General features: G+C 76.3%; 14 protein-coding genes. 7 read left to right on the forward strand and 7 right to left on the reverse strand.

Translation table 11 applies throughout. From position 1 onward, the window contains the following. Positions 1-4: 4 nt before the first annotated feature. The 3 genes from CS2_RS03585 to CS2_RS03595 all read right to left on the reverse strand — a co-directional run bounded on the left by CS2_RS03585 (position 5) and on the right by CS2_RS03595 (position 4,622). The gene (locus CS2_RS03585; RefSeq protein WP_070318916.1) at positions 5-1,180 is read right to left on the reverse strand and encodes an alkaline phosphatase family protein; all 1,176 of its coding nucleotides are present in this window, start codon (positions 1,178-1,180) and stop codon (positions 5-7) included. After that, a complete protein-coding gene (locus tag CS2_RS03590; protein WP_070318917.1) occupies positions 1,177-1,749 on the reverse strand; it encodes a DUF5998 family protein in 573 nt (190 codons plus the stop codon). The genes CS2_RS03585 and CS2_RS03590 overlap by 4 nt, the downstream gene beginning before the upstream one ends. Before the next feature lie 92 nt (positions 1,750-1,841). Continuing rightward, the gene (locus CS2_RS03595) at positions 1,842-4,622 is read right to left on the reverse strand and encodes a bifunctional acetate--CoA ligase family protein/GNAT family N-acetyltransferase (RefSeq protein WP_070318918.1); all 2,781 of its coding nucleotides are present in this window, start codon (positions 4,620-4,622) and stop codon (positions 1,842-1,844) included. Positions 4,623-4,757: 135 nt separating this feature from the next. On the opposite strand from CS2_RS03595, the gene CS2_RS03600 reads away from it, so the two are divergent. Beyond that, positions 4,758-7,238: a DNA gyrase/topoisomerase IV subunit A gene (locus CS2_RS03600; RefSeq protein ID WP_070318919.1), complete on the forward strand. Its 2,481-nt coding sequence runs from the start codon at positions 4,758-4,760 to the stop codon at positions 7,236-7,238. Positions 7,239-7,316: 78 nt separating this feature from the next. After that, positions 7,317-8,075 (forward strand): Rv1486c family protein, encoded by a 759-nt coding sequence (locus CS2_RS03605; RefSeq protein WP_070318920.1) that lies wholly within the window; start codon positions 7,317-7,319, stop codon positions 8,073-8,075. 10 nt (positions 8,076-8,085) lie between these two features. Here CS2_RS03605 and glgA read toward each other — a convergent pair whose 3' ends face one another. Beyond that, positions 8,086-9,315, reverse strand: coding sequence for a glycogen synthase (glgA, locus tag CS2_RS03610; protein ID WP_070318921.1), 1,230 nt, complete (start codon positions 9,313-9,315; stop codon positions 8,086-8,088). A gap of 107 nt (positions 9,316-9,422) precedes the next feature. Here glgA and CS2_RS03615 point away from each other — a divergent pair, with 107 nt between their 5' ends. Both CS2_RS03615 and serB read left to right on the forward strand, forming a co-directional pair. Beyond that, complete coding sequence (locus CS2_RS03615) at positions 9,423-10,664, forward strand: glucose-1-phosphate adenylyltransferase (RefSeq protein ID WP_070318922.1); 1,242 nt, start codon at positions 9,423-9,425, stop codon at positions 10,662-10,664. A 100-nt stretch (positions 10,665-10,764) separates the two neighbouring features. Next, complete coding sequence (gene serB, locus CS2_RS03620) at positions 10,765-11,430, forward strand: phosphoserine phosphatase SerB (protein WP_255430699.1); 666 nt, start codon at positions 10,765-10,767, stop codon at positions 11,428-11,430. Positions 11,431-11,437: 7 nt separating this feature from the next. On the opposite strand, the gene CS2_RS03625 is transcribed toward serB, so the two are convergent. From CS2_RS03625 to fabG, 3 genes are all read right to left on the reverse strand, one after another. Beyond that, on the reverse strand, positions 11,438-11,956 hold the full coding sequence (locus CS2_RS03625; RefSeq protein ID WP_070318923.1) for a SixA phosphatase family protein: 519 nt from the start codon (positions 11,954-11,956) through the stop codon (positions 11,438-11,440). Between the two features lie 67 nt (positions 11,957-12,023). After that, positions 12,024-12,791 carry an enoyl-ACP reductase FabI gene (gene fabI / locus CS2_RS03630; RefSeq protein ID WP_070318924.1) on the reverse strand — a complete coding sequence of 256 codons (768 nt, stop codon included), beginning with the start codon at positions 12,789-12,791 and terminating at the stop codon, positions 12,024-12,026. A 71-nt stretch (positions 12,792-12,862) separates the two neighbouring features. After that, positions 12,863-13,612 (reverse strand): 3-oxoacyl-ACP reductase FabG, encoded by a 750-nt coding sequence (gene fabG, locus CS2_RS03635; protein WP_070318925.1) that lies wholly within the window; start codon positions 13,610-13,612, stop codon positions 12,863-12,865. Between the two features lie 164 nt (positions 13,613-13,776). On the opposite strand from fabG, the gene CS2_RS03640 reads away from it, so the two are divergent. From CS2_RS03640 to CS2_RS03650, 3 genes are read left to right on the forward strand one after another with little or no spacing between them, the layout of a single operon-like run. Continuing rightward, positions 13,777-14,112 carry a DUF3099 domain-containing protein gene (locus CS2_RS03640; RefSeq protein WP_046530487.1) on the forward strand — a complete coding sequence of 112 codons (336 nt, stop codon included), beginning with the start codon at positions 13,777-13,779 and terminating at the stop codon, positions 14,110-14,112. After that, on the forward strand, positions 14,109-14,357 hold the full coding sequence (locus tag CS2_RS03645) for a hypothetical protein (RefSeq protein WP_046528250.1): 249 nt from the start codon (positions 14,109-14,111) through the stop codon (positions 14,355-14,357). The genes CS2_RS03640 and CS2_RS03645 overlap by 4 nt, the downstream gene beginning before the upstream one ends. Then, positions 14,354-15,310 (forward strand): SURF1 family cytochrome oxidase biogenesis protein, encoded by a 957-nt coding sequence (locus CS2_RS03650; protein ID WP_233421054.1) that lies wholly within the window; start codon positions 14,354-14,356, stop codon positions 15,308-15,310. Before CS2_RS03645 ends, CS2_RS03650 begins: the two co-directional genes overlap by 4 nt. Positions 15,311-15,322 lie beyond the last annotated feature (12 nt).

The following is a 15,322-nucleotide window of genomic DNA, read 5'->3' on the forward strand; positions in this document are numbered from 1 at the left end:
CGGGTCACCGGTGCACCAGCAGCGGCACGAGCATCTCGCGCGCGGTCATGGAGCCGTGGACGCCCGGCAGGGCGATCGACGCGGGCGTCTGCGTGCGCGAGTCCACGACGGTCGCCGCCCCGGTCGTCGCGACGACGACGTCACCGACGACCGGCAGGACGCGGGCGTCCACGGGGCCGAACCAGCCGGCCGCGACGGCCTCGTCGCGCGTGCGGACCACCGCGTCGTCCGCGAGCGCGTCGCGCCACCGCGCGGCCACGTCGCCGGGGTCGGTGCCCGGCGTGACGTGCAGGTGCAGCGCGCGCGGCTCGCCGCCCGTGGTGGCGACGCCGGCGCCGAGCACGGGGTCGGTCGCGACGTCGCGGCGCCGGGCCGGGTCGACGTCGACCATGCCGTGGTCGGCGGTGACGACGAGCAGCGTGTCCCGCGGCAGCGAGCGGGCCAGGCGCGCGAGCTCGCCGTCGAGCTCGGTGAGCGCCTCGCCCCACTGCCACGACCCCCACCCGTGGTGGTGGCCGGTCTTGTCGACGTCGTGCCAGTACAGGTAGGCCAGCCCGGGCTCGCGCAGCGCGCGCAGCACGCCGTCGACGCGCTGCGTGAGCGACTCGGCGGGCGCGTACGTCGCGCCGCGCAGCGCGGCCGCCGTCAGGCCGGACCCCTGGAAGCGCGCGGGCCCGACGCTCGTGACCGCGACGCCGGCCGCGGCGAGCCGCTCGAGGACCGTCGGGTGCGGCTGCCACTGCGCGGCGGGCGGCATGTCGGTCCAGGACACGAGGTTGCCGAGCCGACCGGTCGCGGGGACGCGGACGGTGTACCCGAGCATCGCGGTCGTGCCGGGGCCCCGCCCCGTGCCGAACGCCGCGACCGCCGTCGCGGTCGTCGACGGGAAGGTCGTGACCAGCGGCTCGGAGCCCGCCAGCAGCGAGCGCAGGAACGGCGCGTGGCCGCCCCGCTCGGCGAGGTTGAGGTGCCCGAGCCCGTCGACCAGCACGACGCACACGCGCCGCGCGTCGGGCAGCCCGAGCAGCGACCGCGCCGGTGCGCCGCCGGGCACGTCGACGCCCAGCGCGTCGCCGAGCGCGGGCAGCACGTGCGTGATCGAGCGCGCGTCACCTCCCGGCGCCACGGGGGCGACGAGGTCGTCGGGCGCGGGCGGCGCGGCGGCCGTCGTGCCGCTCACCGGCGCGTCGTCGCCGCCGACAGCGTCCGGCCGAACGCCATCGCGGCGAGCACGGCGTCGCGCCCCTCGGCGGCGGCGCTCACGCGCACCACGACGTCGTCGGGCGTGATCGAGCCGCTCAGGCCGTGGTCGGCGTCGCACTGCGGGTCGCCGCAGGTCGCGGGCTCGAGGTCGACGCGCGACACCGCGCCCCAGCCGACCGCGAGCGTCAGCTCGGCCGCGCCGTCGCCCGCGTGGTGCTCCTGGGGGTTGGGCACGACGTGCGTGAACGCCACCGAGCGGAGCTCGCCGAGCGGCACGGCCTCGGTCGTGGCCTGCGCGCTGGGCGACGGGTGCTCGGAGTCCGCGGGGTGGTCGTCGACGTGCGTGACGACGAGCCGGGTCGGCGTCAGCGCGAGGACCGTGACGTGCCGGCGCACCTCGGCGCCGTCGAACGTCGTCTCGGGGTGGACCAGGTGGGCCACGACGGTCTCGTCGGCGAGCGCGAGCTCGAGCACCTCGGCGACCAGCTCGGGGTAGTAGCCGGCGCGGTCCAGGTCGTGACGCAGCGGTGTGGAGAGGGCGGGCACGGTCCCATCCTCCCATCCCCGCGCGCCCGGGCGGGCACGCCCGCGGGGGCGCGCGAAGGGCCCGCGCCGGCGCGCGCCGTGGTCGTCGCGGGTCATGCGCGCGCGAGCCGGCGCGCGGCGTCGGCCCGGTCCGCGGGGGCGACCGACGCGTGCGCACCGAGCACCGCCAGTCCGGTGGGCGACACGACCACGGGGTTGAGCTCGAGCGAGCGCAGGTCGGGCAGCGCGTCGGCCAGCACCGCGACCCGCGCGACGACGTCCTCGAGCGCGGGCACGTCGAGCGCGGGCAGCCCGCGGTACCCGAACAGCCGCGGCGCGGCGCGGGGCGTCCGCACGAGCTCGGCGACGTCGACGTCGGTCAGGGGCGGCACGGCGTAGGCGACGTCGCCGAGCAGGTCGGCCGCGTCACCCGCGACGCCGAGGCTCAGCAGCGGTCCGAACAGCGGGTCCTCGGCGGACCGCACGACGCACGCGACGCCGTGCGGGGCCATCGCCTGCACCTCGATCGGCGGCACGCCCGCGCCGGGGTCGTGATCGGCCGCGAGCGCGAGGATCCCCGCGACGTCCGCGCGCAGCTCCGCCTCGTCGGCGACGTCGAGGCGGACTCCGCCGAGGTCCGCCCGGTGCCGCAGGGCGGGCACGGTCGTCTTGACGGCGACGGGCCAGCCGAGCCGCTCGGCGGCCGCGACGGCCTCGTCGGCGTCGTGCACGCGGATCGACGGCCACACGTGCACGCCGACCGTCGCGAGCAGCTCTGCCGTCTGCGCGGCGTCGAGCGGCACGGGGGCGCCGTCGGTCGCGCCGGACTCCGCGAGCGCGCGCGCGACGAGCCGACGCGCGGCCCGCAGGTCGACGCCCGTCGGGTGCACGGTGGTGCCGCGGTCGGCCGCGCGCCAGGCCGCGTAGCGCGCGGCGTGGCCGAGCGCGAGCACGGCGTCCTCGGGCGCGGCGTAGGCGGGCACGGTGCGCACGCGCCCCTCGGGGTCGGTGGCCGCGAGCTCGGCGGTGAGCCCGTGCAGGTCGAACATGCAGGCCACCGTCGTGAGCCCCGTGCGCGCGGCGGCGCGGGCCACCTCGCGCGGCAGCACGGGGTCCGGCACGCCCAGCGTCGGCACACGCACGGCCACCACGACGTCGACGCCCGGGTCGCCGTAGACGCGCTCGACCGCGTCGCGCACCTCGTCGGCGCGCGCGTCCTCGGCGATGCGCTCGACGCGGTCGGTCACCACGAGCCCGGCGGCGGACGCGGCCTCGGCCACGAGCGCGGCGACGCCCGTCGAGCTCGCGAGGATCGCGACGCGCTTGCCGCGCGGCAGCGGCTGGTGCGCGAGCAGCTGCACGACGTCGAGCATCTGGTGCACGTTCTCGACGCGCACGACGCCGGACTGGCGCAGCACCTCCTCGAACGTGCGGCGCGGTGCGCGCGTGGGCCGCACCGCGTGACCGGGCGGCACGACGTGGCCCGTGCGGCCGGCCGCGACCACGACGACCGGCTTGTGGGACGCGAGGCGCCGCGCGACGCGCGTGAACTTGCGCGGGTTGCCGATCGACTCGAGGTAGAGGGCGACGACGTCGGTGCCCTCGTCCTCGCCCCAGAACTGCATGACGTCGTTGCCCGACACGTCGGCCCGGTGGCCGGCCGACACGAGCTGCGCGAGCCCCAGGCCCCGCCGCTCGACCGCCGCGAGCAGCGTCACCGCGAACGGCGCCGACTGGCAGAACAGGCCGATGCGCCCGGGGCGCGGCGGTCGGACCGCGAGCGACGCGTCGAGCGTCGTGCCGTCGTGCGTCGCGAGCAGCCCGAACGACGACGGGCCGACGAGCCGCATGCCCGCGCCGTGCACGACGCCCAGCAGCAGCCGCTGCCGCGCGAGCCCCTCGGGCCCCGCCTCGGCGAACCCGCCCGACAGCAGCACGAGCCCGCGCACGCCCAGCGCACCGAGCCGGCGCGCGGTGTCGAGCACCTGCGCGGCCGGGAGCGCGACGACCGCGAGCTCGACCGGCCCGGGCACGTCGTCGACCCGGCGGTGCCGGTGCACGCCGTCGTCCCCGAGGCCCTCGCCGTGGCCGACGCCGACCGCGTGCACCGCGATCGTGCCGGCGCGCGCCGCGGCGGCCAGGCCCTCGACGACGCGCTGGGCCTGCCGCGCCGCGAGCGGTCGCTCGGGCTCGGGCCCGGGGCCGACCACCACGACGCTGCGCGCCGTCAGCAGCGCGCGCATCGACCGCGCCTCGGCGCGGTGCTCGCGGTCGGCCGCGACGGCCAGCGACCGGTCCGTCGGGTCGATGCCGAACGTGACCTGCACGACGCCGTCCTCGGTGCGCCGGCGCACCTCGTACCCGGCCTCGCTGAAGACCGCGAGCATGCGCCCGTTCTGCGGCAGCACCTCGGCGACGAACCGGCGCACGCCGCGCTCGCGCGCCGCGGCGGCCAGGTGCTCGAGCAGCACCGACGCGAGGCCCTTGCCCTGGTGGGCGTCGGCGATGTTGAACGCGACCTCGGCGGTCTCGGGCTCGACGACGTCGTAGCGCGCGACGCCGATGATGCGCTCGGGCTCGTCGGCGTCGGGTGCGCCCGTGAGCGCGACCAGCGCGACCCGGTCCACGTGGTCGACCCGCACCAGGCGGTCGAGGTCCCGGTCCGACAGCCGCTCGAGCGGGGCGAAGAACCGCAGGTACGTCGAGCGCTCGGACTGCCCGACGTGGAACGCCTGCAGCGCGTCGGCGTCCTCGGGGCGGATGGGACGCAGGCGGGTCGTGGAGCCGTCGGTGAGGACGACGTCCGCCTCCCAGCCCGCGGGGTAGGGTGCCGCTCCGGCGGCCCCCTCGGCCGCCGGGCCCAGGTGCCCGTCTCCGGGGTCGACGTCGGCCATGCCCGCCAGGCTAGCGGCGCGGCTGCGCCGATGACTCCCCCGGCACGGGGAGAATGCACCACGAGGGCCGTCCGTCGTCGGCGGCGGGGCCCCGTCCCACCGCCCGCACCGCAGCACCGAGGAGCGAACCAGCCCATGGCGCGTCGTCCCGCGACCCCCGACCTGCCGCCCGAGGACCTGGTCGAGAAGATCGTCGACGTCGACGTCGCGACCGAGATGGAGGGCTCGTTCCTCGAGTACGCCTACTCGGTCATCTACTCGCGCGCGCTGCCGGACGCGCGCGACGGCCTCAAGCCCGTGCAGCGGCGCATCGTCTACCAGATGGCCGACATGGGCCTGCGTCCCGACCGCCCGTACGTGAAGTCGGCGCGCGTGGTCGGCGAGGTCATGGGCAAGCTGCACCCGCACGGCGACTCGGCGATCTACGACGCGATGGTGCGGCTCGCGCAGCCGTTCTCGCTGCGGCTGCCGCTGGTCGACGGGCACGGCAACTTCGGCTCGCTCGACGACGGCCCCGCCGCGTCGCGGTACACCGAGGCGCGCATGGCGCCCGCAGCGGTCGCGATGACGCAGGGGCTCGACGAGGACGTCGTCGACTTCGTCCCCAACTACGACAACAAGCTCCAGCAGCCGGGCGTGCTGCCGGCGGCGATCCCGAACCTGCTGGTCAACGGCACGTCGGGCATCGCGGTCGGCATGGCGACGAACATGGCGCCGCACAACCTCGTCGAGGTCGTCGCGGCCGCGCGGCACCTCGTGCTGCACCCCGACGCGACGCTCGAGGACCTGCTGCGCTTCGTGCCCGGGCCGGACCTGCCGACGGGCGGCAAGATCGTCGGCCTCGACGGCGTGCGCGACGCGTACCGCACGGGCCGTGGCGCGTTCCGCACGCGCGCGACCGCGCGCGTCGAGAACGTCACGCCGCGCCGCAAGGGCATCGTCGTCACCGAGCTGCCGTACATGGTCGGGCCCGAGAAGGTCATCGAGAAGATCAAGGAGGGCGTGCAGAACAAGAAGCTCTCCGGGATCGCCGACGCGGTCGACCTCACGGACCGGCAGCACGGCCTGCGCCTGGTCATCGAGGTCAAGACCGGGTTCCACCCCGAGGCCGTGCTCGAGCAGCTCTACCGGTACACGCCGCTCGAGGACTCGTTCTCCATCAACAACGTCGCGCTGGTCGACGGGCAGCCGCGCACGCTCGGCCTGGTCGACCTGCTGCGCGTGTGGGTCGACCACCGCCTCGAGGTCGTGCGTCGTCGCACGTCGTACCGGCTGGCCAAGCGGCAGGAGCGGCTGCACCTCGTCGAGGGTCTGCTCGTGGCGATCCTCGACATCGACGAGGTCATCCAGGTCATCCGCACGTCGGACGACGCCGAGACCGCGCGCACGCGCCTGCGGTCGGTGTTCGACCTGTCCGAGCCGCAGGCCGAGTACATCCTCGAGCTGCGGCTGCGCCGGCTGACGCGGTTCTCGCGCCTCGAGCTCGAGCGCGAGCGCGACGAGCTGGTCGAGGAGATCGCCCGGCTGCAGGCGATCCTCGGCGACGACGCGCTGCTGCGCACGGTCGTCTCGGACGAGATGGCCGAGGTCGCCGCGACGTACGGCACGCCGCGCCGCACGGTCCTGCTCGAGCACGCGGGCGGCACGGGCCTCGCGGGCGTCGCGGGCGCGCCGACGTCGGCGAAGGCCGCCGCGGCGCCGCTGGAGATCCCCGACACGCCGTGCTGGGCGCTGCTGTCGGCGACGGGTCTGCTGGCCCGCACCGCCGAGGACGTCGAGCCCGTGCGGGGCGACGGCACGGTGCGCAGCCGCCACGACGTGGTCGCGTCGGCCCTCGCGACGACCGCGCGCGCCGAGGTGGGCGCGCTGACGAACCGCGGCCGCGTCGTGCGGCTGTCGGTGCTGGAGCTGCCGACCATGCCGCCCACCGACGGCCCGCCGTCGCTCTCGGGCGGCCTCCCGGTCGGCGAGGCGGTCGCGCTCGAGACCGGCGAGCGCGTGCTGGCGCTCGTGCCGCTGGGCGCCGACGCGCCGCCCGTGGCGCTCGCGACCGTGCAGGGCGTCGTCAAGCGCGTCGTGCCCGGCGACGTCCCGGCCAACCGGGACACGTGGGAGGCGATCGGCCTGCGCGACGGCGACGAGGTCGTCGCGGCCGCCCTGGCGAGTGACGAGGACGAGCTCGTGCTCGTGTCCTCGGACTCGTCGCTGCTGCACTTCCCCGCGTCCCAGGTGCGGCCGCAGGGCCGCGCGGCGGGCGGCATGGCGGGCATCAACCTCGCCGCCGGTGCCCGCGTCGTCGAGTTCGCGGTCGTGCGGCCGCAGGACGACGCCGTGGTCGTGACGGTGTCCGGCACGTCGACCGCGCTGCCCGGCACGCAGGCCGGCGCCGCCAAGGTGACGCCGTTCTCGGCGTACCCCGGCAAGGGCCGCGCGACGGGCGGCGTCCGCTCGCACCGGTTCCTCAAGGGCGAGGACGCGCTGATCCTCGCGCACGTCGGCCCCGCGCCCGCGCGCGCGACGGGTGCGGGCGGGCAGCCAGTCGACCTGCCGCCGCTCGACGAGCGCCGCGACGGGTCGGGCGTGCCGCTCGCGGCCCCCGTGCACGCGATCGGCTGACCCGGGAGGCTCCGGCCGCGCGACCGGGTCGCGGGCACGTCGTTCGGAGCACGCCGCGGCACCACCTACCGTGGTGCCGTGGCTGCCTCGCTCGACCTGCCCCGCTCCGTCCTGCTCGCGCTGTGGCTCACGGCCCCCGGCTCCCGGGACGGCGCGCTGGCCGCGGTCCAGCACGACGACGAGCCGCACGCCGTGACGTCCGAGGGCGAGACGCTCGCGCTCGACGCGTGGCTCACGTGGCTGGGCTCCCCGGTCGACGAGGTCGCCGTGCTGCTGCCCGTGCCCGGCGAGCCCGTCGCGGCACCGCCCGAGGTCTCGGGCGCCGCCGTCGAGGCCGGGGAGTGCGTGCTGCTGCGCGCCGGCGCGCGCTCGCTCGCGCTCGTGCCGGAGGTCGAGCGGTTCGGGTCCGACCTCGAGCCCGGCCACCTGGTGACGTGGCAGGCCTCCCGCGTGCCGGACTGGCGCACCGCCGTGTGGGCGCAGGTCGGCACGCTCGAGGACGCCGAGCGCGACCTGCGGCAGGGCCTGCTCACCGCGACCGAGGCGCTCGTGCAGCTCGGGGTCGAGCGCTGGAGGCCCGACGCGGCCGACGACATCGCCTCGGTGCGCGACGGTGCGTTGCCCGCGGGGCGCCTGCCGGGCGGGGTCGCGGGCCAGCGCGTGCGCGTGCTGTCGAGCGCCGCGCGGCTGCGCGCGATCGTCGCGCTCGCGACGCAGGACGACGGCGGCGCGGTGAACCTGTGGCAGGCCGACCAGAGGTCGACCGCGCTGCGCGAGGTCGACCGGGTCGCGCGCCGCGCGATGGCGGCCGCCGCGACGCAGCTGCGCCGCGGCTGACCGCCGACGCTCAGCGCTCCAGCACGCCCCGGTAGACCTCGAGCGTGCGCTCCCCGATCGCGTGCCACGAGAAGTGGTCCTCGACGCGCCGGCGCGCCGCGACGCCCCACGCGGCCGCGCGCGCCGGGTCGGACACGGCCTCGACGAGCGCGGCGCCCAGGTCGGCCACGAAGCGCTCGGGGTCGACCGGCGTGCCGGTGCCGTCCTGCACCTGGTCGATCGGCACGAGCCAGCCCGTCACGCCGTCGTCGACGACCTCGGGGATGCCGCCGGTCGCGGTCCCGACGACCGGCAGGCCGACGGCCATGGCCTCGAGGTTGACGATGCCGAGCGGCTCGTAGACCGACGGGCACGCGAACACCGTGCCGTGCGCGAGGACCGCGACGAGCTCGTCGCGCGGCAGCATCTTGTCGATCCACACCACACCGGTGCGCCGCGTGCGCAGGTCCTCGACGAGGCCCGTGACCTCCGCGAGGATCTCGGGCGTGTCGGGGGCGCCCGCGCACAGCACGACCTGCACGTCGGCGGGCAGCGCCTCGACCGCGCGCAGCAGGTACGGCAGGCCCTTCTGGCGCGTGATGCGGCCCACGAACACCACGGCCGGGCGGTCGGGGTCGATGCCCAGGCCCTGCACGACGGCGCGCGCGTGCGCGAGGTCGTCGTCCGACGTCGGGCGCCGCCAGCCGTCGAGGTCGATGCCGTTGTGCACGACGTGCACGCGCGCGGGGTCCACCGCGGGGTACGAGCGCAGGATGTCGGCGCGCATGCCGCCGCTGACGGCGATGATCGCCGCGGCCGACTCGTAGGCGGTCCGCTCGACCCAGGACGACAGCGCGTACCCGCCGCCGAGCTGCTCGGCCTTCCACGGCCGCAGCGGCTCGAGGCTGTGCGCCGTCAGCACGTGCGGCACTCCGTGCAGCAGCGACGCGAGGTGCCCGGCGAGGTTGGCGTACCAGGTGTGCGAGTGGACGAGGTCGGTCGGCGCCCCGTCGCCGTCGACGCGCCCGATGCCGTCGACGATCGCGAGGTCGACGCCCATGGTCGCGAGCGCCGGGTTGGCGCCCGCGAGGCCGCCCGGCACGTCGTAGCCGTACGTGCCCGGTTCCGCGACGGGCGCGTCGAAGCAGTGCACGCGCACGTCGACGCGTTCGCGCAGCACCGCGGTCAGGCCCGCCACGTGGACGCCCGCGCCCCCGTACACGTGCGGCGGGTACTCGCGGGTCAGCAGGTCGACGCGCACCGGATCCTCCCGTCGTGACCGGCCCACCGCCGGTCTCCAGGCGACACGCTAGCGCCCGGCGGCGCGGTGACCTCGCCCGGGACGCGTCTCGGGCCTAGGTTGGGCACATGCCAGCGCCGCGTGTCCTCGCCATCGTCCTCGCCGGAGGGGAGGGCAAGCGGCTCATGCCGCTCACCGCGCACCGCGCGAAGCCCGCGGTCCCCTTCGGCGGCATCTACCGCCTCGTCGACTTCGCCCTGTCGAACGTCATCAACTCGCGGTATCTGCACGTCATCGTGCTCACGCAGTACAAGTCGCACTCGCTCGACCGGCACGTGTCCAAGACGTGGCGCATGTCGTCGCTGCTCGGCAACTACGTCGCGGCGGTGCCCGCGCAGCAGCGCGTCGGCAAGCACTGGTACCTGGGCAGCGCGGACGCGATCTACCAGTGCCTCAACATCATCGACGACGAGCGCCCCGACATCGTGGTCGTGGTCGGCGCCGACCACGTCTACCGCATGGACTTCTCGCAGATGGTCGACGCGCACATCGACTCGGGCGCCGAGCTGACCGTCGCGGGCATCCGGCAGCCCATCGGCATGGCCGACCAGTTCGGCGTCATCGAGACCGTCCCCGGCGACCCGTCGCGCATCGCCGCGTTCCGCGAGAAGCCGTCCGACCCGACGCCCGTGCCGGACTCGCCGCTGGAGATCCTGGCCTCGATGGGCAACTACGTCGCGAACGCCGACGCCCTGGTCGAGGCGGTGACGGTCGACGCCGAGAACGTGAACTCGCGCCACGACATGGGCGGGGACATCGTGCCGTGGTTCGTCGAGCGCGGGACGGCCGGCGTGTACGACTTCATCCGCAACGACGTGCCCGGCTCGACCGACCGCGACCGCGACTACTGGCGCGACGTCGGGACGATCGAGTCGTACTTCGACGCGAACCACGACCTCATCTCGGTCGAGCCCGTGTTCAACCTCTACAACGACGCGTGGCCGCTGTACACGGGCTACACGGGCCTGCCGCCCGCGAAGTTCGTGCACGCGGGCGCGGGCCGCCTGGGGCACGCCGCGGACTCGATCGTCTCCCCCGGCGTGGTCGTGTCGGGCGCGACCGTGTCGGGGTCGGTGCTGTCCCCCGGCATCCGGCTGCACTCGTGGGCGCAGGTCACCGACTCGGTGCTCATGGACGGCGTGCAGGTCGAGCGGTACGCGCAGATCCACCGCGCGATCCTCGACAAGAACGTCGTCGTGCCGGAGCGTGCCCGCATCGGCCTCGACCCCGAGCACGACCGCGCGCGCGGCTTCACGGTGACCGACAGCGGCATCACGGTCGTCCCCAAGGGCACGATCATCACGGACTGAACCGCGACCTCCCGCCGGCGGGTGCCGGCGGGAGGGCGGCGTCCGCACACCCTGCGGACGCCGCCGCGGGCACCGACCGGCCGCCACTACCCTGCCGGTCGTGGACACCCGCCCCGCCGCGCCCGCCGACACGCGACGCCTCGTCGTCATGGACGTCGACTCGACCCTCATCACGGGTGAGGTCGTCGAGATGCTCGCCGCGCGCGCCGGGTCGGTGGACCTCGTCACGGCGATCACCGAGCGCGCCATGCGCGGCGAGATCGACTTCGCGCAGTCGCTGCACGAGCGCGTCGCGACGCTCGCGGGCCTGCCGGTCACCGTGTTCGACGACGTGCTGGCCGAGGCCGAGCTCACACCGGGCGCGCGCGAGCTCGTGGCCGAGCTGCAGCGCCGCGGCTGGCCGGTCGGCCTCGTGTCGGGCGGGTTCGTCGAGGTCGTCGCGCCCCTCGCGGCAGGGCTCGGCATCGAGCTCGTGCACGCCAACCGGCTCGAGGTGCGCGACGGGCGGCTCACGGGCCGCGTCGACGGCCCCGTGGTCGACCGCGCGGCCAAGGCGACGACGCTCGCCGACTACGCGCGACGCACCGGCATCCCCCTGGAGCGCACGATCGCGATCGGCGACGGCGCGAACGACCTCGACATGCTCGCGGCCGCCGCGACCGGCGTCGCGTTCAACGCCAAGCCCGTCCTCGCGGCCGCGGCCGACGCGGTCGTCCACGACCGTCTCGACGCCGTGCTCGCGCTCGACGCGTTCCGCGAGCGCTGACGCCGCCTCAGGGCGTGCGGACCGCCACGAGCCGCGCCGCGCCGAGGTCGAGCCGGGCCCACGGGCCGTCGACCTCCAGCAGGCTCCACGTCGCGGTGGGCACGCCGGGGCGCACGCGCGCGACGGCGCCGCCGTCCGACCCGGGGCCCGCCAGCGCGTCGGCGACGTGCGACACGGTCGGCTCGTGCCCGACCACCAGCACCGTCGCCGCGTCCTGCGGCACGCCGCGCACGAGGCCGAGCACCTCGGCCGCGCCCGCGTCGTAGAGCGCGTCGGTCACCGTGACCGCGGCGTCGGGCGCACCCGCCGCCGCGAGCGGCGTCCGCACGAGCTCCCACGTCTGCCGCGTGCGCAGCGCCGACGAGCACAGCACGTGCGTCGGTGCGAGCCCGGCCTCGGCGAGCGCGGCACCGACCGCGCTCGCCTGCCGCCGTCCCGCGAGCGCGAGCGGCCGCTCGTGGTCGACCACGGCGCCGCCCGGCTCGGCCTTGGCGTGACGCAGGATGACGAGGTGGTGGGTGCTCACGTGCCCAGGGTCGCAGACGCTCGGCGCGACGTCAGGGCGCGTCGCGCCCGGCGGGACGCGACGTACGTCACTGCCCCATCGCGTGCACGCCGCCGTCGACGTGCACGATCTCGCCCGTGGTCGCGGGGAACCAGTCGGACAGCAGCGCCGCGACGGTGCGCGCGGTCGGCTCGGGGTCGGTGACGTCCCAGCCGAGCGGTGCGCGGTCGGACCAGCGGCCCTCCATGGTCTCGAACCCGGGGATCGACTTGGCGGCCGTCGTGCGGATCGGCCCCGCCGAGACGAGGTTGACGCGCACGCCCTGCGGGCCGAGGTCGCGCGCGAGGTAGCGCGCGGTCGACTCGAACGCGGCCTTCGCGACGCCCATCCAGTCGTACACGGGCCACGCGTAGCGCGCGTCGAACGTGAGGCCGACGAGGCCCGAGCCGCGCGACAGCAGCGGCAGCGCGGCGACCGCGAGCGCCTTGAGCGAGTACGCCGACACGTGCACGGCGGTCGCGACGTCGTCCCACTCGCCGGCGAGGAAGTTGCCGCCCATGACGGACTGCGGCGCGAACCCGATCGAGTGCACCACGCCGTCGAGGCGGTCGGCGTGCTCGCGCACGCGGTCGGCGAGCGCCGCGAGGTCGTCGGCGTTCGTGACGTCGAGCTCGACGACGGGCGCGGGCTGCGGGAGCCGGCGCGCGATGGCCTGCGTGAGGCGCAGCTGGCGCCCGAACGACGTGAGGATCACCTGCGCGCCCTGCTCCTGCGCGAGCCGCGCGACGTGGAACGCGATCGACCCGTCCGTGAGGACGCCGGTGACGAGGAGGGTCTTGCCCTCGAGGAGTGCCATGGTGTGCCTTTCGCGGTCACGGTCCGCCGCGCGGGGCGCGTGCGGTCGGGAGGGTGGGGTGGGGCGCGGGCTCAGTGGCCCATGCCGAGGCCGCCGTCCACGGGCAGCACGGCGCCCGAGACGTACGCGGCCGCGTCGGACGCGAGGAACTGCACGGCGGCGGCGACCTCGTCGGCCTGGCCGAACCGGCCCGCGGGGATCGAGCCGAGGTACGCCTGCTGGCGGTCCTCGGGGAGCGCCTTGGTCATGTCGGTGTCGATGAACCCGGGGGCGACGACGTTCGCGGTGATGCCGCGCGCGCCGAGCTCGCGCGTGATCGAGCGCGCCATGCCCACGAGCGCCGACTTCGACGACGCGTAGTTCACCTGGCCCGGCGAGCCGTACAGGCCGACGACGGACGAGATGAGGACGATGCGCCCGCGGCGCAGCCGGATCATGCCCTTGCTCGCGCGGCGCACGACGCGGAACGCACCGGTGAGGTTGACGTCGAGGACCTCGGCGAACTCGTCGTCGGTCATGCGCATGAGCAGCTGGTCGCGCGTGATGCCGGCGTTGGCGACGAGCACCTCGACGGGGCCGTGCGCGGCCTCGACCTGCGTGAACGCGGCGTCGACGGACGCCGTGTCCCGCACGTCGCCGATCACCTCGAGCACGCCCTCGGGGGCGCCGCCCGAGCGGACGATCGTGGCGACCTTGTCACCGCCGGCGACAAGCCGCTCGGCGATCGCGCGGCCGATGCCGCGGTTGGCGCCGGTCACCAGCACGCTGCGCTGGCGGGGGGTCGCGTCGGGGGTCGTGGGCTCGGGTGTCGTGGCAGGCACGGGACACGACGCTAGCCGAGCCGGTGCGCGGCACGGCGGTGCGGGGCGCCACGAGTTGGGGGCCGGGCGTTGTGGGACCTCGACAAAGCGTGACGTGCGCCGCACGGCGGCCCCGGTGCGGCGCCCGCGCGGCCGGGCACAGGACCGACGCCTACCATCGGGTGGTGAGCACGCGTCGGCACGGTGCCCGGCAGGAGCCGGAGGTGCACCGCATCACCTCGGCCCCCGAGTCGCCGGCCGACGACCTGGCCCGCCGCCAGCGCCGCTACCTGTGGCAGATGGGCGTGCGCGTGGTGTGCTTCGTCGCGGCAGGGCTGCTGTGGTCGCACGTGCCGCTGTGGGTGCCGCTCGCGCTGCTGGTCGCCGCGAGCGTGCTGCCCTACGTGGCGGTGCTGCTCGCGACCACCGCCCGGCGGCGCCGGGAGGAGCCCGACGTGTACTACGAGGCGCGCGAGATCGGTCCCGCGCCCCGCAAGGACGAGCTGGGAGGTGGACGGTGAGCACGACGCCGGACGGGTCGGCCGTGCCCGACGCGGTCGACGAGCTGGTGTGCAGCGCGCGGGGGTGCCGCCAGGCGCCCGCGTGGGGCGTGCTGTGGAACAACCCCAAGCTCCACACGCCGCAGCGCCGCAAGGTGTGGCTCGCGTGCGAGGACCACCGTGAGCACCTGTCGGAGTACCTGCGGGTGCGCGACTTCCTGCGTGACGTCGTGCCCGTCGACGACCTGGACCGGGTCGGCGCGTGACCGCCGCGCCGCCCGCGGGCGACGACGTCCTGCGCCTGACGCCCGCGGACCTGCGCGCCGACGCGCGCCGCCGCGCGCTCGGGCTGCTGGTCGTCGGGCTCGTCGTGGCGGTGGTGTGCACGTTCCTGGGCCGGTGGCAGTGGCACCGGCACGTCGCGCGGGACGCCGCGATCGCGGTCGTCGAGGCGAACTACGCGGCGGAGCCGGTGGACCTGGCGGACGTCGTGCCCGACCCCGCCGCGGCGCTGCCCGACGCCGACGCGTGGCGCTCGGTCGTCGTGCAGGGCCGCTACCTGCCGGGGTCGACCGTGCTGCTGCGCAACCGCCCCGTCGACGGCACGCCCGCGTACCACGCGCTCGTGCCGCTGCTGGTCACGGACGCCGCGCCCGGGGCGTTCGGGCCGCCGGTCGACGCGGGCCGCGTGCTCGTCGTGGACCGCGGGTGGGTGCCCACGGGCGCGGACGGCTCGGCCGACGTGGACGTGCCGGCGCCGCCGGCCGGGGACGTGACCGTGACGGTGCGCCTGCGTCCGGGCGAGCAGCCCAGCACGCGCACCGCGCCGGACCGGCAGGCGCACGCGATCGCCCCCGCGCAGGTGCTGGCCGCGGGTGGGGTCGACGCCGTGCCGTACGCCGCGTACGGCGCCGTGGTGCGCGAGGAACCTGCACCCGACGAGGCGCTGGGCACACTCGCCTCCCCCAGCACCGACCCGGGGTCGCACCTGTCGTACGCGTTCCAGTGGTGGGTGTTCGCCGCCGGCGGGCTCGTCGCGTTCAGCGTGTCGGCCCGCCGCGAGTGGACCGGGGTCGGCGGGCCGCCCGTCGGGCCCCCGACGCCGGACCGCACGCCCGCTCCCCCGGCGCCCGCACCGCGCCCGCGGCGCGCCCGCGGCCGCGACGAGATCGACGAGGACGCCGAGATCGACGCGCAGGAGGCCGCGCGGCGGGTCTGAGCCGACCTGCCG

It is taken from the genome of Cellulomonas iranensis NBRC 101100 = JCM 18110 (genome assembly GCF_001552375.1).
Taxonomy (GTDB): domain Bacteria; phylum Actinomycetota; class Actinomycetes; order Actinomycetales; family Cellulomonadaceae; genus Cellulomonas; species Cellulomonas iranensis.